The organism is Tateyamaria rhodophyticola (assembly GCF_047777875.1).
In the GTDB taxonomy this organism is placed as follows: Bacteria; Pseudomonadota; Alphaproteobacteria; order Rhodobacterales; family Rhodobacteraceae; genus Tateyamaria.
Genome location: NZ_CP180519.1, coordinates 671623 through 692897 on the forward strand (window position 1 = coordinate 671623; position 21275 = coordinate 692897).

The window sequence follows — 21275 nt, forward strand, 5'->3', positions numbered from 1 at the left end:
GATGAAGAAAACAATTGCTGCCGCCCTCTACATGGCCCTGAGCTTGGGCGCAATTCCTGCCCTTGCGGATGTGGACGCCGCCATCGCAGCGCGCGAGGGCGACATGAAGAAGCTGGTGTTCCATTCCACACCCGAAGCGGTCAGCGGCGCGCCTTATGTTCTGGCCGATGGTGCGGGCCAAGGGTCGCTGGCCGATTATGAAGGCAAACATATCCTCGTGAATTTCTGGGCCACATGGTGCGCGCCGTGCCGGCATGAAATGCCGATGCTGGCCGAGTTGCAGACCGAACTGGGCGGCGACAGCTTTGAGGTCGTGACCATCGCCACAGGCCGCAACAACCCCGCCGCCATCGTCAAATTCTTTGACGAGATCGGCGTCGACAACCTGCCCCGGCATCAGGACCCGAAACAGAAGCTGGCCGCGCAAATGGGTGTGTTCGGCCTGCCGATCACGGTGCTCATCGACCCTGAGGGGCGCGAGATTGCGCGGCTGCGCGGCGATGCGGACTGGTCTTCGGACAGCGCCAAGGCCGTGATCACCGCGCTGATTGGCGCAGAAGGCAGCTGAGCCGCTGACGCCACGCCACGCTTGACGCGGCACCACTCGCTCCGCTGAACTGCGCGGCGGGAGGGTGCCGCGGTGCCATTGCATATTCTGATCATTCTGGTGGTTGGCGGCATCGCCGGTGTCGCACTTGCGCTGCACCTGCTTGGACGCACAGGCCGCGCACCGCTTGCGATCCGTGAACTCAAGGGCGAATGGCGGCGCCACTTTCCCGACGACACGTTTGAGGATGATGCGTCGTTTCAGGTGCTCGTGAACGCCGCGGGCAACCGTGGCCTCTTGCGCAGCGATCAAAGCCATGGGCTGATCTGGAGCATGGGCGCGGATACCGCCGCACGGCGCCTGCCTGCGCGGGCTGTGCGCGACACACCGCGCGGCCTTGATATCCTTTTTGATGATCCCGGCGCACCGCGCATCTCTGTGCGGCTTGGCGAGACGGAAAAGGCGCTGTGGCGCGCGTATTTGGAGAAAATCCATGCAGATTGAATACCCTGACGTCGTGCAGCTTGCCGTGCCGCTGTTCATCGCAGCCATCGCGGTCGAGCTGGCCTGGATCGTCATCAAGGGGCGCGGCGGGCGGTATGAGACGCGCGATGCCGTCACCTCGCTGATCATGGGGGCGGGCAATGTGGCCTCTGGCATTCTGCTCGGCTTTGTGGCGTGGGGCTTTTTCATGGTGCTGTGGGAGATCACGCCGCTGGATCTTGGTACAAGCCTTTGGGTTGTTCTGCTGTGTTTTGTGCTCGACGATCTGCGCTATTACTGGGTGCACCGGTTCGGGCACCGTATCCGCTGGGTCTGGGCCAGCCACGTGAACCACCACTCGTCGCAGCACTACAACCTCACGACCGCGTTGCGGCAGACCTGGACGGGCACGTTCACCTTCATGATGGTGGTGCGCGCGCCGTTGATCCTGCTGGGCTTTCATCCGGCGATGGTCCTGTTCGTGGGCGGGCTGAACCTGATCTACCAGTTCTGGATACACACAGAGGCCATCGGCCGTATGCCCCGCTGGATCGAGGCGGTGATGAACACACCCAGCCACCACCGTGTGCACCATGGGCGCAATGCGCGCTACCTCGATGCCAACTACGCGGGCGTGTTCATCATCTGGGACCGGATGTTCGGCACCTTCGTGCCGGAATTGGAGCGGGAAAAGCCGGACTATGGCCTCGTGCAGAACCTCGGCACGTTCAACCCGATCCGGGTCGCGTTTCACGAATGGACCTCCATCCTGCGCGATGTGGCGCAACCGGGTCTGAGCTGGCGCGACAGGCTGATGTATGCGGTGGCCCCACCGGGGTGGAGCCATGACGGATCGCGCGACACCTCCGAGGCGATCAAGGCCAAACACCTGGCGCGGCATCCGGAGGATGCGGGCACGCCGGGGTTCTGATCCGTCAGGCCGCGTGCCGCAGGATCGCCGCTTCGCTCGAACTGAGGTTGCGCCGGGCATACGCACCATAGCGGTGCGGATCGTATTCGAGGTCCGGGAACTGACCCAACAGCCGTGCCCGGTCCGCATCGTCCAACGTGCTGAGCGCGGTGTTGGCGGGATGGAAGCTTTCGGTTTCCACACCGTTGGCCCAGATCACATGGTGCTGGGGCAACAACAGGTGGATGTAGGTCACTTCGCGTACCTTCAGATCCACCGTCACGGTCGATCCATTCACAAGATCCTTGGCCGCGACAAGGATTTCCGGCGTGTTGAACAGCGCCCGCGCCACGTCTCCCTTGATCAGCATCCGGTGCTCGGGTGAGACCAGCAAATCCTGATCGGGCCGGTCAGAGCCAAGCGCCCCCGCCTGAAGCCTCACCGGCCGCAAACGCGGCATCGCGAACAGCCGTGCACCAGTCATGCGACGTTTGCCGACCCACTGGATGTCTTGTGCGCCGCCATCCTTGGTCTGCACCCGGTCCCCTTCGACCAGGTCTTCGACAAGGCGCGGACCCTCCGGCGTGTCGATCCACGTGCCCGGCGTGAAACAGATCACACCGCCCGCGTTGTCGCCCGTCTGATCGGCGGGATGGGTGTTGAGCGTGTGATGCACCACCCACAATTCGTGATCACGTGGCGGGATGTCATCAAGGAACATGAGCAGCGGTTGCGATCCGCGCCCCACCTCGATCAGTGTCACGGTATAGCTTTTGGCCCCGTCCGTGACCACAAAACTGCTGTCGAGAACGCCGTTGTCGTCGCGCTCGGCCACCGCGCTGAGCGGTTTGTGGTCCAGCGCCGCGCCCACCAAACGTTCCACCATGCGCGCCGCCTTGCGCCGCATCGCCTCAGATCCGTCCGCCCCGTCGAGACGCAACACATTCTGCGGTCCATCCACGCGCAGCGCGTCACCACGCCATACCCAGGCTGCGCCCACAGTCAGCGACTGCACCGGCGCGGCCTCAAGACCGTCCACTTGTGTTTGCGACCAGGAGATGACGAACGTGCCACGAAAGCCCGTTTTCATTGCCTGTATGCCTGCCTTTATTTTTTTATTAATGCGACGCTAGCAAAAAGCCGCCGACGCAAAAAGACCGGATTCGTGTCAGTTTTCAGGACGTTGCGTTGTGGCGTTCAGGTGATGCACGAATGCATCACTTGGGCAGGGCTGCGTTCAGAAGCCAAAACCGACGCGCAGCGCGCCGACGAACTGGCCTTCGTCCTGTCCCTCGAACTCTTCGCCCAGATAGCTGAGCCCGACAAAGGCATTGAAGCCAGAGGGCCGTTGCCATGCAACGCCCGCGCGGAGCCTGTGGCGGGTCTCTTCCAACGCGGGGCCGGTTCCGTCATCCGGCAGGAACACGCTGCTGTCGACATAGGCGATGTCCGCGCCCAGCACAAAGCTGGTGCCCGTCCACTCCGACCCCACCACTTCATAGCGTTGCCCGGCCACGGGTTCGCGCACCATCAATGCGCCCTGACCCAGGCCGCCAAAGGTCCAGTCGACCCCGACCCGCGCCAACGTCTCGATCCCGGCACGGGCTTCGATGAACGGACGCAGCGCGGAATTGCTGCCCACCTGAAAAGACCGGCCCGCTTCGAACACCAGTGTCGGGCGGATTTCATTTTCGATCTGATTGCCAAGTACGGCATCTGACGGCTCGGAAATACTGAAGAGATCGTGCAGCCCGCTCTGAAACTCATCCAGCTGGGTTTGCGGCCCGACAAAGACCACGTCCGCCCCTAGGGCAAGCTCGGTCGCACCCCGTGTCATGTGGGTATGCAGGCCCAGCGACAGCGCCCCGGCATAGCGGCGATCGCCTGCCGTCGGGGATTGCAAATTGGCCGGTGAAATCACCTCACCATGAATGCGCAGCTCAAGCAGATCGCCAAATCCCGACGGGGCCGCGCCGGTCCATTCCGGCCCCCAAACGCGCGACGACGTCACCGACCCGGTGCGCCACCGATCTTCGGTTCCGTCCACGAAATCATTGGTAAACAGGATACCGAACCCAAGACGTTTGCGCTCCACCGCATCCGCGGTGCTGGCAAGGCATGTCATGGCAAAGGAGGCGGCGAGGATCGCACGAAGCATAGACTTGTCCCAAAATAAGCGCCCCCCGGCCCGTCGTGGGTAATGTCTTTTTGCACGCAAAACTAGTGCTTATGCGCCACACCACCTGCGAAATGCACACACCCAATGCGACGTTGCGGTGCCCAGCGGGACCGTCCGATCCGACACCCGGATGGCTCTTTCCGACGACAAGGCACCCGGGAGGGGCGAATGGGACAATGCAGGTGCAAGTGGCCACATCGGATCAAGCGCGCCCGCGCGCGGCTTCTTGACTGCTGCCGGAACACTCGTACGGTGTCGGCGAGAGGACCGGCCCGCCCCTCAATCGGGCCACGTCCATTGAAAGACAAAAGGAAGCAACGCCGAAGACCGGCTTTCCAAATCCGCTTTTCGTGGTCGCGGACACGTGGCCGCAACCTTGCAATTCCGCACATCAATTGGGTTGGTACATCGGGTTTCATGACTATTCTGGACATCAAGAGCTTTGCCGCCGGTCAGTGGATCACATCGGACAACACCGCGCGTGACATCTGCTCGGCCGTCACCGGCGACGTTATCGCGCGGGCGGGCAATCGTGACCTTGATGTGCAGGCGATGCTCGATCACGCCCGCACCATCGGTGGCCCCAATCTGCGCGCGATGACGTTTCACCAGCGCGCAAAGATGCTCAAGGCGCTGGCGCAACATCTGGGCCAGCACAAGGACCGTCTTTACGACATTTCCTTTGCCACCGGTGCCACGCAAAAGGACCACCTGATCGACATTGATGGCGGGATTGGCACGATGTTCGTCTTTGCCTCCAAGGGGCGGCGCGAAATGCCGGACGGCCATGTCTATCTGGACGGCGATGTGGAACAGCTGTCGCGGAACGGGACCTTTCTGGGGCAGCACATCTGCACCCCAATGCAGGGCGTCGCGGTTCATATCAACGCGTTCAACTTCCCGGTCTGGGGCATGCTGGAAAAACTGGCCCCAACTCTGCTGGCCGGTGTGCCCGCGATTGTGAAGCCTGCAACGGCAAGCTGTTACGTCGCCGAGCTGGCGGTGCGGATCATGATCGATTCCGGGCTGTTGCCTCCGGGGGCGCTGCAACTGGTGTCGGGTGGCCTTGGGGATATGCTGGATCGGCTGACCGCGCAGGATGTGGTCAGTTTCACAGGGTCTGCTAACACCGCGCTGAAACTGCGGTCGGCACCGCATCTGCTGCAAAATTCGATCCGCTTCATTGCGGAACAGGACAGCCTGAACGCCTCGATCCTCGGGCCCGATGCGGTCCCGGGCACGCCTGAATTTGACCTCTTCGTCAAGGAAGTCACGCGCGAGATGACGACTAAGGCGGGGCAAAAATGCACCGCGATCCGCCGCATCTTTGCGCCCAGGGATCATGTCCCAGCAATCATCGACGCATTGCAGGGCAAACTGGCGCAGACCACGATCGGCGACCCGCGGGACGCCGCGAACCGTATGGGCGCGCTGATCTCGGCCAGCCAAAAGGCCGACGTGCTGGAAAAGGCGACCCTGATCGGGACCGAGGCCGAACGCGTCTTTGGCGATCCGGACAACATCGCGCTGAACGGGGCGAGTGAGGCTGGCGCGTTCCTGCCGCCGATGCTCTATCATTGCGCCAACCCGGACGCGGCGCGCATCGTGCACGAGGTCGAGGCGTTTGGCCCCGTGTCGACGATCATGCCCTATGACGATCTGGACCACGCGATTGCACTGACAAACCGGGGGCAAGGCAGTCTTGTGGCGTCCGTGATCACGCATGATGGCGACGTGGCGCGGCAGGTTGCGATGGGCGCGGGCGCGTTCCACGGGCGGCTTTATTTCAACAACCGGGACTCTATGAACGAAAGCACCGGCCACGGCTCTCCCCTGCCCCATATGGTGCATGGGGGGCCGGGTCGCGCGGGCGGCGGCGAAGAGATGGGCGGCGTGCGCGGCGTCATGCACTATATGCAGCGGACGGCCATTCAGGGCAGCCCTGACATCCTGACCGCGATCAGTGGCCGTTGGGTGCCCGGCGCGACCGAGATTTCGCATGAGGATCATCCGTTCACCCGCACGTTCCATGATCTCGCGATTGGCGAGACGTTTGTCACGCCCGAGCGTACGATCACGAGCGCGGACATCACGCACTTTGCCGAGTTCACGGGGGATACGTTCTATGCCCACATGGACGACGAGGCGGCCCGGCGGAACCCGTTCTTTCCCGGCCGCGTTGCCCACGGCTACCTCTTGCTCAGCTTTGCGGCGGGCCTGTTCGTGCAGCCTGACGAAGGTCCCGTGCTGGCCAATACCGGCCTTGATAACTTGCGGTTCATGAAACCGGTCGAGCCGGGTGCCCGCATCAAGGTGCGGCTGAGCGTCAAGCACAAGACGCCGCGCAATGATGACTATGGCGAGGTACGCTGGCACGTGACGCTGACGGATCACGTCGATGAAAAGGTCGCCGAATACGACCTGCTGACAATGTGCGCGTACGGCGCGCGGTGACTTGTTGCCAGAACCAGCGGCGTTAGTATCGGGCGCGATGCTAGTTGCGCCCGACATATCCATCACCACCCGCTTGCTGGAACTTGAGACCATCAAGACCTGGTCCCTGATCGCCACCGTTCTTGGCGATCTGGAAGACGACACTGTGTCTGGTCGCGCGCTTTGGAGCCTGCTGGAACCCTTGGGGATCAAGGCCGAAGCGATGCGCGTCGCCCTCCACCGGCTCAAGAAGGACGGTTGGGTCGTGTCCAACAAGGTGGGCCGCGAGGTCATTTACGCCCTGTCACAACGCGGTCTGGCCGAGACCGTCGCCGCCCGCACCGACGTTTACCGGCACGACGTGAAATACCCCGAGGGGTGGCACATGGCGCTGCTGGGCCCCGACCCCGTGCCCTTTGACAGCGCTCATGTGATGCTCGACCGGAACCTTATCCTTGTTCCGGTCGCCGGAACGGTGCCCGACAACGCGGCGCTGACCCCAGCCCCGCAGGACATGCCGGACTGGTTCCAGAACTGTCTGGTCCCGCAGCACATGCGCGAGCGGGCACAGGACCTGTCGGACCTCGCGCGCGACTTTCTGCAACGGCCGTCACCCGATACCACATCCGTGCGCCTGATCCTGCTGCACCATTGGCGCAAGATGGCTTTGCGCACCGGCACGTGGGCGCATATCGGATTGCAGCCCGACGGCGTGATGGCCCGCTGCCATAGGGATATGCGCGCCTTTTTTGATCAAACCCCGCCGGCGTCCCCAAAATCCTGATCCCAAGGACGCATTTTGACCCGGATCAGGCATTTGCCCCCATTGCGTTACATTTTGTGACTTGATTGGAAATTACGTAACGCGTTAGACAGATGTCAGTCACTGAAAGAAACCCTGATGTCAGCATTCATCCTTGATGCGGTGAGAACGCCAATCGGTCGCTATGGCGGCGCGCTTTCGTCCGTGCGCACAGATGATCTGGCGGCGCTGCCCATTGCGGAACTGGTGCGCCGCAACCCCGGCATCGACTTTGGCGCGGTGGACGACGTGATCCTTGGCGACGCCAATCAGGCGGGTGAGGACAATCGCAACGTGGCGCGCATGGCCGCCCTTCTGGCTGGCCTGTCGGAACAGGTGCCCGGGACCACGATCAATCGTCTCTGCGCGTCCGGTATGGATGCGATCGGCATGGCGGCCCGCGGTATCAAAGCGGGCGACTACCGGCTGGCCATAGCGGGCGGCGTTGAAAGCATGAGCCGCGCACCGTTCGTGATGCCAAAGGCCGAGGCCGCGTTTTCACGCGGCAATGCGGTCTATGACACGACAATCGGCTGGCGCTTTGTGAACCCGAAGATAAAGGCCGCCTTTGGCGTGGACTCAATGCCCGAGACCGCCGACAACGTGGCCGAGGATTACGGCATCTCGCGGCAGGATCAGGACGCCTTTGCCGCTGCATCGCAGGCGCGCTATGCCGCCGCCGCCGAAGCGGGCCACTTTGCCGATGAATTGATGTCGGTGTCGATCCCGCAACGCAAAGGCGATCCGGTACAGTTCGATCAGGACGAACACCCCCGCCCCGGAACAGATGCTGCAAAACTGTCGAAACTGCGCGGGGTGAATGGCCCGGACAAGACGGTCACCGCGGGCAACGCATCAGGTGTGAATGATGGCGCCGCCGCCCTGCTGTTGGGTGATGAAAATGCGGCAAATGCCAGTGCACCCCTGGCCCGCGTCGTTGGCATGGCGGCTGCCGGTGTGGCTCCGCGCGTCATGGGCATTGGTCCCGTCCCTGCCGTGCACAAAGTGCTGGAGCGCACGGGGCTTACGCTGGATCAGATGGACGTCATTGAGCTGAATGAGGCGTTTGCGGCGCAGGGCCTTGCCGTTCTGCGCGCGCTGGACCTGCCCGATGATGCGCCCCATGTGAATCCGAACGGGGGTGCCATCGCACTGGGCCACCCGCTTGGCATGTCCGGCGCGCGGCTCGTGATGACAGCGGCCTATCACTTGAAACGAACCGGTGGACGCTATGGCCTGTGCACCATGTGCGTCGGCGTCGGCCAAGGTGTCGCGCTGATTATTGAACGCGTTTAGGGAGAGATGACGATGTATGCTCAGATGATCAAATCCGAAGCAACCAAAGACGACCCCGAAGCGCTCGCCGCGTTTCAGGCACGCATTGATGCCGGCGAAAAGATTGAGCCGAAAGACTGGATGCCCGAGGGCTATCGCAAGACGCTGATCCGTCAGATCGGTCAACACGCGCATTCCGAGATTGTCGGTCAGCTGCCCGAAGGCAACTGGATCACGCGCGCCCCCACGTTAGAGCGCAAAGCAAATCTGCTGGCCAAGGTGCAGGATGAGGCGGGCCACGGCCTCTACCTCTATTGCGCCGCCGAGACACTGGGCGTGAGCCGCGATCAGCTGACGGAACAATTGCTGGACGGGACGATGAAATACTCGTCCATCTTCAACTATCCGACGCTGACATGGGCGGATATGGGCGCGGTCGGCTGGCTGGTTGATGGCGCGGCCATCATGAACCAGGTGCCGCTTCAGCGGACCTCCTATGGGCCGTATGCCCGCGCAATGGTCCGCGTCTGCAAGGAAGAAAGTTTTCACCAGCGGCAGGGCTTTCACATCATGATGGCGATGGTCAACGGGTCGGACGATCAAAAGCGCATGGCACAGGACGCGCTGAACCGGTTCTGGTTCCCCGCGCTGATGATGTTCGGGCCGTCCGACAAGGACAGCGTTCATTCCGGTCAGTCGATGCGCTGGAAGATCAAGATGAACACCAATGATGAGCTGCGTCAGAAATTCGTCGACGAAACGGTGCCGCAGGCAGACTATCTTGGCCTCACCATCCCGGATGAAACCGTCAAGTGGAACGAAGAGACCGGCCATTACGACTTTGCCGAACCGGACTGGACCGAGTTTTTCGAGGTGATCGCCGGCAACGGCCCGTGCAACACGGATCGCCTCAATGCGCGTCAAAAGGCGTGGGACGATGGCGCATGGGTGCGCGACGCAATGATGGCCCATGCCGAGAAGAAGCGGGCCCGCAAACTGGCGGCGGAGTAGGCATCATGAGCAAGGAATGGCCCCTTTGGGAAGTCTTCATTCGCGGTGCGCACGGCATGAGCCACCGCCACGTGGGCTCCGTCCACGCCGCAGATGCCGAACACGCGATCAAGAATGCGCGCGACGTCTACACGCGCCGCAATGAAGGCGTCAGCATCTGGGTGGTGGAAGCGGCGCAGATCACAGCATCCAGCCCATCGGAAAAGGGTCCGATGTACGACCCCGCCAAGGACAAGGTGTACCGCCACCCAACCTTTTACGACATTCCCGACGACGTGGGCAAAATGTGATGGACCCGCTGTTCGAGTTCCTCTTGCGGCAGGGCGACAACGCATTGGTGCTGGGTCACCGCACGTCCGAATGGTGCGGCGTGGCGCCCGCGCTGGAGGAAGACATTGCGCTGGCCAACACTGCGCTGGACCTGATCGGGCAGACCCAGCTGTGGTTGGGCTATGCCGCGGAGGTGGAGGGCAAGAACCGCACGGCCAATGATCTGGCCTTTTTGCGCGACGCCTATGATTTCCGAAACCTGTTGATGCTTGAGGTGCCAAACGAGGACTTTGGCCGCACCTTGCTGCGTCAGTTCTTCTTTGACGCGTTTCAGGTGCCGTGGCTGACGGCGCTGCAGGAGTCGTCCAATCAGCGGGTCGCGGATATTGCGGCGAAGTCGGTGAAAGAGGCACGCTACCACCTCGACCGTTCGGCCGAGACGGTTGTGGCCCTTGGCGACGGAACCGAGCAAAGCAATGCGCGGATGCAAGCAGCACTTGAGTATCTGTGGCCCTATACGGGTGAGGTGTTTGTCGATGATGCCGTCGATGAGGTGATGGCAACCGATCTCGTTGCGCCGTTGCCGTCGACCATGCGCGGCCCATGGGACGAGACGGTAAATGCGACCCTGGCCAGCGCCTGTTTGAAAAAACCGGACGGCACCTTTGCCCACAAGGGCGGACGCACGGGCCTGCGCCACACCGAACATCTCGGGCATATGCTGGCGACGATGCAGGTCCTGCAACGGTCCTATCCGGACGCGGTCTGGTAGCATATGCAGGCTGCCGAACCTCTCACCGAAGCGCAGGTCTGGGCCTGGCTGGAAGACGTGCCGGATCCCGAAATCCCCGTGATCTCGGTCGTGGATCTTGGCGTGGTGCGGGGCGTTCATGTGCGGGCCGACGGCGTGAAAATTACCGTAACGCCAACCTATTCCGGGTGCCCGGCCATGGCCATCATCGCATTGGACATCGAAACGGCGATGGCCAGAAAAGGCATAACGCAGCTCGAAATCGAGACGCAGATTGCACCTGCCTGGACGACGGATTGGCTGTCGGAAAAGGGTCGCGCGCGGCTCGAATCCTACGGCATTGCCCCGCCGCAGGCGGCAGGCGGACCCGAAAGATGCCCGCATTGCGGCTCAAAAACAGTCGAGAAAGTGAGCCAGTTCGGATCAACGCCCTGCAAGGCGCAATGGCGTTGCCTGTCCTGCCTTGAACCCTTCGACTACTTCAAATGCATCTGATGCGGAGACGGTGATGGCGCAATTCTATCCATTGTCAGTGACCAACATTCACAAAACCATCCGCGATGCGGTCGTCGTGACCCTTGAGCCGGCGGGCGGTGGCGATTTTGCGTTCACGCCGGGCCAGTATCTGACATTCCGGCGCGATTTTGACGGGCAAGAGTTGCGCCGCTCGTATTCGATCTGCGCCGCCCCGCAGGATGGCGTTTTGCAGGTCGGCATCAAACGGGTCGCGGGCGGCGCCTTTTCCACATGGGCCAATACCGACCTGCGGATCGGTGATGTGGTCGAAGCCATGCCACCGATGGGACAGTTTTACGCTGAAACAACCGAAGATACACCGCACTACCTGGCGTTTGCGGGCGGCTCCGGCATTACACCGGTGCTTTCGATCCTCCGCACCGTTCTGGCCGATCAAAGCGATGCCCGCTTTACCCTGGTCTACGCCAACCGCGCCCCGAACACGATCATGTTCCGCGAGGAACTGGAGGACCTGAAAAACCGCTATCTTGGCCGCCTGACGATCATTCACATTCTGGAAGATGACAGTCAGGAGATCGACCTGTTCCACGGTCGGGTGGATGGTGACAAATGCGCCGCCTTGTTCGCCCATTGGATTGATATCGAAACCGTCACCATGGCGTTCATTTGCGGGCCCGAGCCAATGATGCTGGCCATTTCTGAAGCGCTTGGCGTGCATGGTCTGTCAAAGGATCAAATTCGCTTTGAGCTGTTTGCCAGCGCGCAACCCGGGCGCTTGCCCGAAAGGGTGGCCGACAACGCCGAGATGGAGGCTGGCGTCGCCGGACGGGTTACCATCGCAGGTGAAGCACGATCCGTTCTGATCCCCCCGCAAACGAGCCTGCTGGATGCCGCATTGGCCAACAGTTTGGATGCGCCATTTGCCTGCAAGGCGGGGGTCTGTTCCACGTGCAAGGCCAAGGTGCTGGAGGGCGAGGTCGAAATGGTCTCCAACCACGCGCTTGAGGATTATGAGGTGGACGCGGGCTACGTGCTGACGTGCCAATGCTACCCGACATCTGCGGACCGCGTTGTCTGGGACTATGACGCGGCGGGGCACTGAGCGACGGTTTTGCTCTGAAGTGAGTTTCAAATGCCACCTGCCCGCGCAGCGTGGTCTGTGCGCTGCCGGGGCCCCTGCCGGAGATTTTGGATCAAACATAATCTTCCGAGGGATTTCTGGGACGCTCAAGCCGGACGGGCACAGTGCGCGCCCGGAGCGGAAGCGGAGGTGCGTTGGCGAACACTCAGGGTGGTCAAATCTCCGGTCATCTCGGCAAAACCGCGGGAAGCGATCCCATAAGCAAAGCCGACCGCATCATGGCGTTCTGGGCCAGTCTCAGCGAAGGGGCAATACATAACGGCAAGCTCTTCAAAGGCAGTCATATTTTCTACGTCGACACCGATGCCGCGGCGATTGGAACGACAGATCATCCCGACGGGGCACTGGCTACCGACGCGGGCCTCACCGAGAAAAACATGCTGTTCTGGCGCAACGAAGCGGGCATTGCGCGAAGTAGTCTCACCCAAGAACTGAACCCAATTGTACTGCGCCAGCACAACGCCGCACCACGGCAAGCGCCAAGGTGCACGACACCCAAGCCCTCAAGGCACCGAACAGCATACCGCCCAAGAACCACATTCTCGCGACCGACAGTCGCCGTTTCATGAAAGGGGACTGATGCGAAAAGACCGCAAGATTTTTTGACACAACGAATAGCGAGTTCACCGGACTGGGTCTTCAGGCGGCGATCGGGGCGGCCTCATCCTTGACGGACCGAGCCGTTGCAATCTGTTCCAGGCTTGGCGGCAGATGGGCGAACTGACCGAGCGGAACACTGCTGTTCCCCATTGAGCATGCTAAAAAATGCGCGTGCCTACCGGGTCGATATCAACACTTGCCAAACTCCATATCTCCACGCGCGCGGCTTCACCCTTCGGCAATGCCTGTTGCGCGCACCACGGATTGGAACGCCGTGCCTTGGACCTCAAGGACAAACTATGGGAGCATCCACAGCCCATACGCCATTTCACCCACACTTAGAGAAACCACAGGCCGCGCACGTCATGCACCCTTCGACCATGCGCATCTCATAGCTGCCACAGCTTGAACAGGCTTTGCCCCGCGGCGCGTCAAGGCCCACGACCTCTGCCTTGGGATCCGTCTTCAGCCCCATGCCTTCCCCTTCAATAAAGCCTGTGGCCACCATGTGCTGTTCGATGACGCCACCAATGGCGGCAAGGATCGAGGGGATGTATTTCCCGCCCATCCACGCGCCGCCGCGCGGGTCGAACACCGCCTTGAGCTCTTCGACAACAAAACTCACGTCGCCCCCGCGCCGGAACACAGCCGAAATCATCCGGGTCAGCGCAACCGTCCAGGCAAAATGCTCCATGTTCTTCGAGTTGATGAACACCTCGAACGGGCGCCGGTGCCCGCCGATCACCAGATCATTGATCGTGATATAAAGTGCATGCTCGCTGTCGGGCCATTTGACCTTGTACGTGTTGCCCTCGAGCGCGTTGGGCCGGTCCAGCGGTTCAGCCATGTAGATGACATCGCCATGCGGTTGCTGCGGCTCGGCCCCGTTCAGGGCGACCACATCCTGCGGGCCGGCCTCTTTTTTGTCGTCCGACACGCTGAGCACGCTGCCCGTGACATCATTCGGCCGGTACGTGGTGCACCCTTTGCACCCTGTGTCCCAGGCCTGCATATAGACGTCCTTGAAGTCTTCAAAGCTGATGTCTTCGGGGCAGTTGATCGTTTTGGAGATCGAGCTGTCCACCCATTCCTGTGCCGCGGCCTGCATCTTGACGTGTTCGGACGGGTGCAGGGTCTGTGCATTCACGAAATAGTCGGGCAGGTCGGCATCGCCGAACTTGTCACGCCACATCTGCACGGCATAGTCGACCACTTCCTCCTCGGTGCGCGAGCCATCCTTTTGCAGCACCTTGCGCGTGTACGCGTAGGCAAAAACCGGCTCGATCCCCGACGACACATTGCCCGCATAAAGCGAGATGGTGCCCGTGGGCGCGATCGATGTGAGCAAGGCGTTGCGGATCCCGTGTTCGGCAATGGCCGCGCGCACGTCGTCATCCATTGCCTGCATCGTGCCTGACTGCAGAAAGGCTTCCGCATCAAAGAGCGGAAAGGCGCCCTTTTCGCGTGCCAAGTGCACCGACGCCAGATACGCGGCGCGAGCGATCGCCTTCAACCAGCGCGACGTCTGACGCGCCGCCGCGTCGGATCCATAGCGCAGACCCAGCATCAACAGCGCATCGGCCAGCCCCGTGACACCCAACCCGATGCGCCGCTTGGCCTGGGCCTCGCGCGCCTGCGCCTCGAGCGGGAATTTCGACGCATCAACGACGTTGTCCATCATGCGCACCGCCGTGCCCACCAGCTCGGACAGCGCCGCCTCATCCAGTGCCGCCCCTGCCTCAAACGGCTCCGTCACCAGCCGCGCGAGGTTGATCGATCCCAGCAAACACGCCCCATAGGGCGGCAGGGGCTGTTCCCCGCACGGGTTCGTCGCCGCAATCGTCTCGCAATAGGACAGGTTGTTGGCCGCGTTGATCCGGTCGATAAAGATCACGCCCGGCTCGGCGTAATCATAGGTCGACTTCATGATCGCGTTCCACAGGTCCTGCGCCTGCACCGTCTTGTAGACCTTGCCCCCAAAGACGAGATCCCATGGCCCGTCCGCCTTGACCGCATCCATGAACGCATCCGTGATCAGCACCGACACATTGAACATCCGCAACCGTGCCGCATCGGATTTGGCGGTGATGAAATCCTCGATATCGGGGTGGTCGCAGCGCATCGTGGCCATCATCGCGCCCCGGCGCGAGCCTGCGGACATGATCGTGCGGCACATCGCGTCCCACACATCCATGAACGACAGCGGGCCCGACGCATCCGCCGCCACACCGCTCACCGCGGCACCCTTGGGCCGGATCGTGGAAAAGTCATAGCCGATGCCGCCACCCTGCTGCATGGTCAGGGCCGCTTCCTTCAGCATCTCGAAAATGCCGCCCATGTTGTCGGGCACGGTGCCCATGACAAAACAGTTGAAAAGCGTCACGGACCGCGCCGTGCCCGCACCGGCCGTGATGCGACCTGCGGGCAGGAATTTGAAATCCTCGAGCGCTGCGTAAAACGTCTCTTCCCACTGCGCCGGGTTCTCTTCGACCTGTGCCAAATCCCGCGCGATCCGCCGCCAGCTGTCCTCGACCGTGGCGTCGATGGGGGTGCCATCGGCTTCCTTGAAACGGTACTTCATGTCCCAGATCTGTTCGGCAATCGGCGCGGCAAAGCGTGTCATCAGAGCATCCCCAAAAGAGCCGCCGATTCTCTCGGCAGCTGTGCAGGCGAACAACCTAGGGCAACCGCCCCCCAAGCACCAGAAAAAACCACAACCCATAGATGGTTGCGCGGACTTCGCCACCACATATAGCAACGCCGCAACCACAACAGGTTGCAGCCGACGCAACGAGCGCTACAATATTTGGTGTGGGCCATGAGGCGAAAGGTGAGTCTGTGGATAAAACCGTCAATCTGATCAAACTCAGCGTCGGCAGCGACACGTTTGATGATCTGGTCGCGTGGCAATCGACGAAACGCGCGCAGACGGCGGACGGGTATCCCCGGCACGTGACCCGCATGTGGCCCAAGCGTGAGGCGGAAATCCTCAATGGCGGGTCGATCTACTGGGTGGTCAAAGGCGTCGTGACCTGCCGTCAAAAGATCATTCGTCTGGACGAAGTGATCGGCGCAGACGGCATCCGCCGCTGTGCCATCGTGTCCGACCCCGAATTGGTGCGCGTGCAGGGCGCGTTGAAACGACCCTTCCAGGGCTGGCGCTACCTCAAGCCGGAAGACAGCCCACCCGATCTGCCCAAGGGCCGCGAGCGTGAAGAGCCATTGCCGGTAGAGCTCAACCGCGCCCTGGCGGAAATCGGCGTGCTCTGACCGCATAGGTCTGTCGCAACCGGAATACACTCGCTTCAAACCGACCGGCATGGAACGTGCCTACCGGCTTGCACTGTGCCGTCAAATAATGTGCGGACCCGTGCGGAAACGGTGCATCGTAGCCCGCGACTTTGGTCCCCGCACGCTTTCCGCTTGACCCTGTCGTGCCCCCGTTATCTTTTCGGCACATGCTCGCCTATACAATCCAACGCGTTTTCCAAAGCGCCATCGTCCTGCTGATCGTGGGCCTCGTGGCGTTTTCCATGTTCAGGTTCGTGGGCGACCCCATCGACAACATGCTCGGTCAGGAGCGTACGATCGAGGATGTGGAACGGCTGCGTGCACAGCTGGGTCTCGATCAGCCCTTTGTCGTTCAGTACTACCGCTTTCTCGAAGGTGCTGTGCAGGGCAATTTCGGCGTCAGTTTCCGGCAAGGGCGGCCCGTTGCCGAAATCCTGCTGGAACGTGCGCCGGCAACGCTGGAACTGGCCGCCGTCAGCGGATTTCTGGCCATCGCCTTTGGCATCGCTCTGGGCGTGTTCACCGCCATCCGCCGCAACGGCTTTGCCGCCAACACCATCATGACGGTGTCCCTGATCGGGGTATCATTGCCGACCTTCCTTATTGGTATCCTGTTGATTTACCTGTTTTCCGTCGAACTCGGGTGGCTGCCCAGCTTTGGCCGGGGCGAGACCGTGCAGATTGGCGGCTGGACCACCGGGTTCCTCACCTCCAGCGGCTTGCAAGCGCTGATCCTGCCCGCGATCACCCTCGGGCTCTATCAGATGACGCTGATCATGCGCCTCGTCCGCTCCGAAATGCTCGAAGTGCTGCGACAGGATTACATCCGCTTTGCCCGCGCCCGCGGGTTGCGCGAGCGCGCCGTGAACTTCCGGCACGCGCTCAAGAATACGCTGGTGCCGGTCATCACGGTGACGGGCCTGCAGCTGGGCAGCATTATCGCCTTTGCGATCATCACCGAGACGGTGTTTCAGTGGCCCGGTGTTGGCTTGCTGTTCATCAACGCGATCCAGTTTGTGGATATCCCGGTGATGGCCGCATACCTGATGCTGATTTCCGTGATGTTCGTGGGCATCAACCTCATTGTCGACATGCTCTATTTCGCGATCGACCCGCGCCTGCGCGCGGACCGGACGGGAGGCCACTAGATGACGGATACCTCCCTGCCCCCCGACGCACCCGTGACGGTCAAGGACCCATCCCGGCTCAGCGTCGCGCTGCAATCGGATTTCATCTATCAGTTCAAACGCTCACCGGTTGCGATCATCAGTTTCACGGTGACGCTGGTCCTGATCCTCGGGGCCGTGCTGGCCCCGCTTGTCGCTCCGTTTGATCCGTTTGACCCGGCCTCGCTGAACCTGATGAACGGGTTTTCGCGCCCCATGACGCCCAACGCCTTTACCGGCGATACGTTCTGGCTTGGCACCGATGATCAGGGGCGGGACGTGTTTTCCACCATCCTGTACGGCATGCGCATATCGCTGTTTGTCGGCGCGTCGGCGGTTCTGTTTGCCATGGTGCTGGGCATCTCGCTGGGGCTGCTGGCAGGCTATGTCGGCGGGTGGACCGAAACGATCATCATGCGTGTCGCGGATGTGCAGCTGACCTTTCCCAGCATCCTCGTGGCCATGCTGATCTTTGGCATCGCCAAGGGGATCACGCCCGTGGAATACCGGGACCAGATGGCGATTTGGGTATTGATCATTGCCATCGGGCTGAGTGACTGGGTCCAGTTCGCCCGCGTGGTGCGCGGTGCGACGCTGGTCGAAAAGAACAAGGAATACGTGGCCGCCGCCCGGCTGATCGGTCGGTCCGGCCCGGCGATCATGGTGCGTCATATCCTGCCAAATGTATTGTCACCGGTGCTGGTGATTGCCACCATTTCGCTGGCGCTGGCCATCATCGCAGAGGCGACGCTGTCCTTTCTCGGGGTGGGCGCACCCGCGACCAAACCGTCGCTCGGGACACTCATCCGCATTGGTCAGGACTTCATGTTCTCGGGCGAGTGGTGGATCCTGCTGTTCCCGGCGGCGACGTTGCTGGCGCTTGCGCTCAGTGTGAATTTGCTGGGCGACTGGCTGCGCGATGCGCTGAACCCGAAACTGCGCTGAAGGCACTTCAATGACACCTCATTTCCCGGCACGGCACAGATGACAACACCCATCCTGTCCATCCGCAACCTCACGGTCGATATCCCCACGCGGCACGGCATCCTACGGCCCGTAAATGGCGTGTCCTACGATATCGCGGCTGGTGAAATCCTCGGCGTCGTGGGGGAAAGCGGGGCGGGCAAGTCCATGGCGGGCAATGCCGTCATCGGCCTTTTGAACCCGCCGGCCCACATCGCCTCCGGTGAAATACTGCTGAACGGTCAGCGGATCGACAATTTGCGGCGGGACGATCTGCGCAAACTGCGCGGCAAGGAAATCGGGATGGTGTTTCAGGACCCGCTGACCTCGCTCAACCCGCTTTTGAAAATCGGGGACCAGTTGGCCGAAACGATGCTGGCCCATCTCGACATCAGTCAGGCAGAGGCGCGCAAGCGCGCAATCGCCGCGCTGGAGGAAGTGGGCATTCCCGGTGCCGCGCAACGGGTCGACAGCTATCCGCACGAGTTTTCCGGCGGGATGCGGCAGCGCGTGGTGATCGCGCTGGCACTGTGTGCCGAACCCAGCCTGATCATCGCGGACGAGCCGACCACCGCGCTGGACGTGAGTGTGCAGGCGCAGATCATTGCCCTGCTCAAGCGGCTCTGCCGGGACCGGGGCACCGCCGTGATGCTGATCACGCATGACATGGGCGTGATCGCAGAGGCCGCAGACCGCGTGGCGGTCATGTATGCAGGTCAACTGGCCGAATTGGGCCCTGTGCGCGAGGTGCTGGCCGCCCCTGTGCACCCTTACACGGACGGGCTCATGGGCTCGACCCCGCTGGCGTCGCGCGGCAAGGACCGGCTGCATCAGATCCCCGGCGCGATGCCGCGCCTCGACAGTCTGCCCACGGGCTGTGCCTTCCATCCGCGCTGCCCGCTGGCGCAAGATGACTGCCGGGCCGACCCCGGCCCCCGGATCGAGGATGGCGCAGGCCGTGCGGCGTGCTTTCACCCGATCCAGCGTGAAGAGGTCGCGTGATGGCCATCGTCTCTATCCGCAATCTCACGCGCATCTTTGACGTGTCGAAACCCTGGCTGAACCGGCTGATCGAACGCAAGCCAAAGGCGCTGCTGACGGCTGTGTCGGATGTGTCGTTCGAGATCGAAGAGCGCACGGTCTATGCGCTTGTGGGCGAAAGCGGGTCCGGCAAATCGACGATTGGCAAAATGCTCGTCGGGCTTTTGTCGCCATCGGACGGAAATGTTGAAATCCGCGGTATCGATCTCGCTTCGGAAACGGACGCCGCCAAGATCGAAAGCATCCGCTCAGACATCCAGATGATCTTTCAGGATCCCTACGCCTCTTTGAACCCGCGGTGGCGGGTGCGCGACATCATCGCCGAACCGGTGGCGGCCCGTGGTGGTGACACCAAGGGGCTGGCGGAACGGCTGCTGGAGCAGGTGGGGTTGAGCGCGCGGGACGCGGGCAAGTTTCCCCATGAGTTCTCCGGTGGGCAGCGGCAGCGGATCTGCATTGCGCGGGCGTTGGCGTCCGAGCCGAAACTGATCGTGTGCGACGAACCAACGAGCGCGTTGGATGTGTCGGTGCAGGCGCAGGTGTTGAACCTGATGAGCGATCTGAAGGATGAGTTCGGCCTGACCTACCTGTTCATCAGTCACGACCTCACGGTCGTGCAGCATATGGCGGACCGTATCGGGGTGCTGTACCTCGGGCGGCTGGTCGAAGAGGCGGACCCAGACACGCTGTTTGAAACGCCCAGGCACCCTTATACGCAGATGCTGCTGGCGGCGGCCCCCAAGCTCGACGGGTTCGGGCGCGAGGTGGCTCCGCCGCAGGGCGAAATCCCCGACCCGATCAACCCGCCGCCCGGCTGCGCGTTCAACCCGCGCTGCCCGCTGGCGCAGGACCGGTGCCGGGCCGAGCGCCCGGCCTTGCGCGACGTGGGCGGCAGCCGCGTGGCCTGCCATTTTGCGGAGTAGCGCAGAGCGGCCGTGCTTGTGCATACCTGTGCGGAATCAAGGCTGAAAGCCGCCGCACCATCGCCGGGCCGCCCCCCGGCACGGCGATACATCGCAAGCTGCGCGCAGCATGATCGTACGGCTACCACGACACCCATAAATCGCGCTGTACGACCGTCAGATCGCCATCCCGCGGCCCAACGATGGTCCGGCTCTGCGGTTACACTCGGCCCGCGATCGGCGTTGGCACCCCTTGGGGGATCGCCTGCTTTTTGACCTTGCTGCGCGCCACCTTGCCCTTGGGCGGATAGACCAGCTTGGACGCTTCCACCATGAACGCGCCGCCTGCGAACATGCCCGGCATCGCATGGCCTATGCGTTCGAACATGGGCCCGGACTTCATCCACACCCGCTGCGCCGACGGAAACTGGTACAGTGCGCCAAGGTGACGTTCCGGCAGGAACTGGTGCTTGCGCAGCTGCGTCTCCAGCTGCCCCGCCGAATAGGGGCGGCCAAACCCGAACGGCGTCCGGTCGCGCCGCGACCACAGCCCGGCACGGTTCGGCACGATGAACAATGCTTTGCCGCCGGGTCCCAGCACGCGCCACGCCTCTTCCAGCAGGTCATAGGCCCGTTCGGATGTCTCGAGCCCGTGCAGCATGATCAGCTTGTCCACATGCCCCGTCTCGATCGGCCACAACGTTTCCTCTGTCAGCACCGAAACGTTCGGCCCGTTTGCAGGCCAAGGCATAACCCCTTGCGGACCCGGCATCAGCGCAATGACCCGGCGCGCATCCGCCAGATAGGGCCGCAGCAACGGGATCGCGAAGCCGAACCCCGCCACCGTCTGCCCCTTGGCCTCCGGCCAAAGCTGCGAAAGGCGGCGACGCAACGACATCTGCGCCGCCCGACCCAGCGGGCTGCGGTAATAAAAGTTCCTCAGATCCTGCACATCCAGATGCATCGGTCTTGCCCTTTCGGTGCGCGCGCACCACTCTCGTGCCTATACTTACGTAGATGAAAGGCGATTTGC

At 62.2% G+C, this 21275-nt stretch carries 21 protein-coding genes; 17 read left to right on the forward strand and 4 right to left on the reverse strand.

The features are described 5' to 3' along the window. Position 1 precedes the first annotated feature (1 nt). From ACERHN_RS04790 to ACERHN_RS04800, 3 genes are all read left to right on the forward strand, one after another. Entirely contained in the window at positions 2 to 568 is a 567-nt protein-coding gene (locus ACERHN_RS04790) for a TlpA disulfide reductase family protein (RefSeq protein ID WP_415921509.1), read from the forward strand. 72 nt (positions 569 to 640) lie between these two features. After that, positions 641 to 1051, forward strand: a complete 411-nt coding sequence (locus ACERHN_RS04795; protein WP_415921510.1) for a hypothetical protein — start codon at positions 641 to 643, stop codon at positions 1049 to 1051. Next, entirely contained in the window at positions 1041 to 1961 is a 921-nt protein-coding gene (locus tag ACERHN_RS04800) for a sterol desaturase family protein (RefSeq protein WP_415921511.1), read from the forward strand. Before ACERHN_RS04795 ends, ACERHN_RS04800 begins: the two co-directional genes overlap by 11 nt. A gap of 4 nt (positions 1962 to 1965) precedes the next feature. On the opposite strand, the gene ACERHN_RS04805 is transcribed toward ACERHN_RS04800, so the two are convergent. Further along, positions 1966 to 3030, reverse strand: coding sequence for a Hint domain-containing protein (locus ACERHN_RS04805; RefSeq protein ID WP_415921512.1), 1065 nt, complete (start codon positions 3028 to 3030; stop codon positions 1966 to 1968). A 147-nt stretch (positions 3031 to 3177) separates the two neighbouring features. Next, positions 3178 to 4098 carry a lipid A-modifier LpxR family protein gene (locus ACERHN_RS04810; protein ID WP_415921513.1) on the reverse strand — a complete coding sequence of 307 codons (921 nt, stop codon included), beginning with the start codon at positions 4096 to 4098 and terminating at the stop codon, positions 3178 to 3180. A gap of 438 nt (positions 4099 to 4536) precedes the next feature. Here ACERHN_RS04810 and paaZ point away from each other — a divergent pair, with 438 nt between their 5' ends. The 9 genes from paaZ (at position 4537) to ACERHN_RS04855 (ending at position 12848) form a co-directional block, all read left to right on the forward strand. After that, on the forward strand, positions 4537 to 6573 hold the full coding sequence (gene paaZ / locus ACERHN_RS04815; RefSeq protein WP_415921514.1) for a phenylacetic acid degradation bifunctional protein PaaZ: 2037 nt from the start codon (positions 4537 to 4539) through the stop codon (positions 6571 to 6573). 37 nt (positions 6574 to 6610) lie between these two features. Next, positions 6611 to 7336: a hypothetical protein gene (locus tag ACERHN_RS04820; protein ID WP_415921515.1), complete on the forward strand. Its 726-nt coding sequence runs from the start codon at positions 6611 to 6613 to the stop codon at positions 7334 to 7336. A 117-nt stretch (positions 7337 to 7453) separates the two neighbouring features. Next, positions 7454 to 8650 carry a 3-oxoadipyl-CoA thiolase gene (pcaF, locus tag ACERHN_RS04825; RefSeq protein WP_415921516.1) on the forward strand — a complete coding sequence of 399 codons (1197 nt, stop codon included), beginning with the start codon at positions 7454 to 7456 and terminating at the stop codon, positions 8648 to 8650. Between the two features lie 12 nt (positions 8651 to 8662). Next, complete coding sequence (gene paaA / locus ACERHN_RS04830) at positions 8663 to 9640, forward strand: 1,2-phenylacetyl-CoA epoxidase subunit PaaA (protein ID WP_415921517.1); 978 nt, start codon at positions 8663 to 8665, stop codon at positions 9638 to 9640. Positions 9641 to 9645: 5 nt separating this feature from the next. Next, positions 9646 to 9930 carry a 1,2-phenylacetyl-CoA epoxidase subunit PaaB gene (gene paaB, locus ACERHN_RS04835; protein WP_415921518.1) on the forward strand — a complete coding sequence of 95 codons (285 nt, stop codon included), beginning with the start codon at positions 9646 to 9648 and terminating at the stop codon, positions 9928 to 9930. Beyond that, a complete protein-coding gene (paaC, locus tag ACERHN_RS04840) occupies positions 9930 to 10682 on the forward strand; it encodes a 1,2-phenylacetyl-CoA epoxidase subunit PaaC (RefSeq protein WP_415921519.1) in 753 nt (250 codons plus the stop codon). The genes paaB and paaC overlap by 1 nt, the downstream gene beginning before the upstream one ends. A 3-nt stretch (positions 10683 to 10685) precedes the next feature. Further along, positions 10686 to 11156 carry a 1,2-phenylacetyl-CoA epoxidase subunit PaaD gene (paaD, locus tag ACERHN_RS04845; RefSeq protein WP_415921520.1) on the forward strand — a complete coding sequence of 157 codons (471 nt, stop codon included), beginning with the start codon at positions 10686 to 10688 and terminating at the stop codon, positions 11154 to 11156. 13 nt (positions 11157 to 11169) lie between these two features. Then, positions 11170 to 12240, forward strand: a complete 1071-nt coding sequence (locus ACERHN_RS04850; protein WP_415921521.1) for a 2Fe-2S iron-sulfur cluster-binding protein — start codon at positions 11170 to 11172, stop codon at positions 12238 to 12240. 173 nt (positions 12241 to 12413) lie between these two features. Further along, the gene (locus tag ACERHN_RS04855; RefSeq protein WP_415921522.1) at positions 12414 to 12848 is read left to right on the forward strand and encodes a hypothetical protein; all 435 of its coding nucleotides are present in this window, start codon (positions 12414 to 12416) and stop codon (positions 12846 to 12848) included. 359 nt (positions 12849 to 13207) lie between these two features. On the opposite strand, the gene ACERHN_RS04860 is transcribed toward ACERHN_RS04855, so the two are convergent. Continuing rightward, complete coding sequence (locus ACERHN_RS04860; RefSeq protein ID WP_415921523.1) at positions 13208 to 15502, reverse strand: adenosylcobalamin-dependent ribonucleoside-diphosphate reductase; 2295 nt, start codon at positions 15500 to 15502, stop codon at positions 13208 to 13210. A gap of 215 nt (positions 15503 to 15717) precedes the next feature. Here ACERHN_RS04860 and ACERHN_RS04865 point away from each other — a divergent pair, with 215 nt between their 5' ends. The 5 genes from ACERHN_RS04865 to ACERHN_RS04885 all read left to right on the forward strand — a co-directional run bounded on the left by ACERHN_RS04865 (position 15718) and on the right by ACERHN_RS04885 (position 20263). Continuing rightward, positions 15718 to 16149 carry a DUF1489 family protein gene (locus ACERHN_RS04865; protein ID WP_415921524.1) on the forward strand — a complete coding sequence of 144 codons (432 nt, stop codon included), beginning with the start codon at positions 15718 to 15720 and terminating at the stop codon, positions 16147 to 16149. 188 nt (positions 16150 to 16337) lie between these two features. Then, on the forward strand, positions 16338 to 17318 hold the full coding sequence (locus tag ACERHN_RS04870) for an ABC transporter permease (protein ID WP_415921525.1): 981 nt from the start codon (positions 16338 to 16340) through the stop codon (positions 17316 to 17318). After that, a complete protein-coding gene (locus ACERHN_RS04875) occupies positions 17319 to 18281 on the forward strand; it encodes an ABC transporter permease (RefSeq protein WP_415921526.1) in 963 nt (320 codons plus the stop codon). It abuts the gene before it with no gap. A 39-nt stretch (positions 18282 to 18320) separates the two neighbouring features. Beyond that, positions 18321 to 19301 (forward strand): ABC transporter ATP-binding protein, encoded by a 981-nt coding sequence (locus ACERHN_RS04880; protein WP_415921527.1) that lies wholly within the window; start codon positions 18321 to 18323, stop codon positions 19299 to 19301. After that, complete coding sequence (locus tag ACERHN_RS04885; RefSeq protein WP_415921528.1) at positions 19301 to 20263, forward strand: ABC transporter ATP-binding protein; 963 nt, start codon at positions 19301 to 19303, stop codon at positions 20261 to 20263. The genes ACERHN_RS04880 and ACERHN_RS04885 overlap by 1 nt, the downstream gene beginning before the upstream one ends. A 199-nt stretch (positions 20264 to 20462) precedes the next feature. Here ACERHN_RS04885 and ACERHN_RS04890 read toward each other — a convergent pair whose 3' ends face one another. Further along, positions 20463 to 21206 (reverse strand): hypothetical protein, encoded by a 744-nt coding sequence (locus ACERHN_RS04890; RefSeq protein WP_415921529.1) that lies wholly within the window; start codon positions 21204 to 21206, stop codon positions 20463 to 20465. Positions 21207 to 21275: the final 69 nt, after the last annotated feature.

What these genes read in the sequence shown, in the direction of transcription:
- ACERHN_RS04790 (WP_415921509.1), top strand. Translation starts at nt 2, where the DNA reads ATGAAGAAAACAATTGCTGCCGCCCTCTACATGGCCCTGAGCTTGGGC.
- ACERHN_RS04800 (WP_415921511.1), top strand. Translation starts at nt 1,041, where the DNA reads ATGCAGATTGAATACCCTGACGTCGTGCAGCTTGCCGTGCCGCTGTTC.
- ACERHN_RS04805 (WP_415921512.1), bottom strand. Translation starts at nt 3,030, where the DNA reads ATGAAAACGGGCTTTCGTGGCACGTTCGTCATCTCCTGGTCGCAAACA.
- ACERHN_RS04810 (WP_415921513.1), bottom strand. Translation starts at nt 4,098, where the DNA reads ATGCTTCGTGCGATCCTCGCCGCCTCCTTTGCCATGACATGCCTTGCC.
- paaZ (WP_415921514.1), top strand. Translation starts at nt 4,537, where the DNA reads ATGACTATTCTGGACATCAAGAGCTTTGCCGCCGGTCAGTGGATCACA.
- ACERHN_RS04820 (WP_415921515.1), top strand. Translation starts at nt 6,611, where the DNA reads ATGCTAGTTGCGCCCGACATATCCATCACCACCCGCTTGCTGGAACTT.
- pcaF (WP_415921516.1), top strand. Translation starts at nt 7,454, where the DNA reads ATGTCAGCATTCATCCTTGATGCGGTGAGAACGCCAATCGGTCGCTAT.
- paaA (WP_415921517.1), top strand. Translation starts at nt 8,663, where the DNA reads ATGTATGCTCAGATGATCAAATCCGAAGCAACCAAAGACGACCCCGAA.
- paaB (WP_415921518.1), top strand. Translation starts at nt 9,646, where the DNA reads ATGAGCAAGGAATGGCCCCTTTGGGAAGTCTTCATTCGCGGTGCGCAC.
- paaC (WP_415921519.1), top strand. Translation starts at nt 9,930, where the DNA reads ATGGACCCGCTGTTCGAGTTCCTCTTGCGGCAGGGCGACAACGCATTG.
- paaD (WP_415921520.1), top strand. Translation starts at nt 10,686, where the DNA reads ATGCAGGCTGCCGAACCTCTCACCGAAGCGCAGGTCTGGGCCTGGCTG.
- ACERHN_RS04850 (WP_415921521.1), top strand. Translation starts at nt 11,170, where the DNA reads ATGGCGCAATTCTATCCATTGTCAGTGACCAACATTCACAAAACCATC.
- ACERHN_RS04860 (WP_415921523.1), bottom strand. Translation starts at nt 15,502, where the DNA reads ATGACACGCTTTGCCGCGCCGATTGCCGAACAGATCTGGGACATGAAG.
- ACERHN_RS04870 (WP_415921525.1), top strand. Translation starts at nt 16,338, where the DNA reads ATGCTCGCCTATACAATCCAACGCGTTTTCCAAAGCGCCATCGTCCTG.
- ACERHN_RS04875 (WP_415921526.1), top strand. Translation starts at nt 17,319, where the DNA reads ATGACGGATACCTCCCTGCCCCCCGACGCACCCGTGACGGTCAAGGAC.
- ACERHN_RS04880 (WP_415921527.1), top strand. Translation starts at nt 18,321, where the DNA reads ATGACAACACCCATCCTGTCCATCCGCAACCTCACGGTCGATATCCCC.
- ACERHN_RS04885 (WP_415921528.1), top strand. Translation starts at nt 19,301, where the DNA reads ATGGCCATCGTCTCTATCCGCAATCTCACGCGCATCTTTGACGTGTCG.
- ACERHN_RS04890 (WP_415921529.1), bottom strand. Translation starts at nt 21,206, where the DNA reads ATGCATCTGGATGTGCAGGATCTGAGGAACTTTTATTACCGCAGCCCG.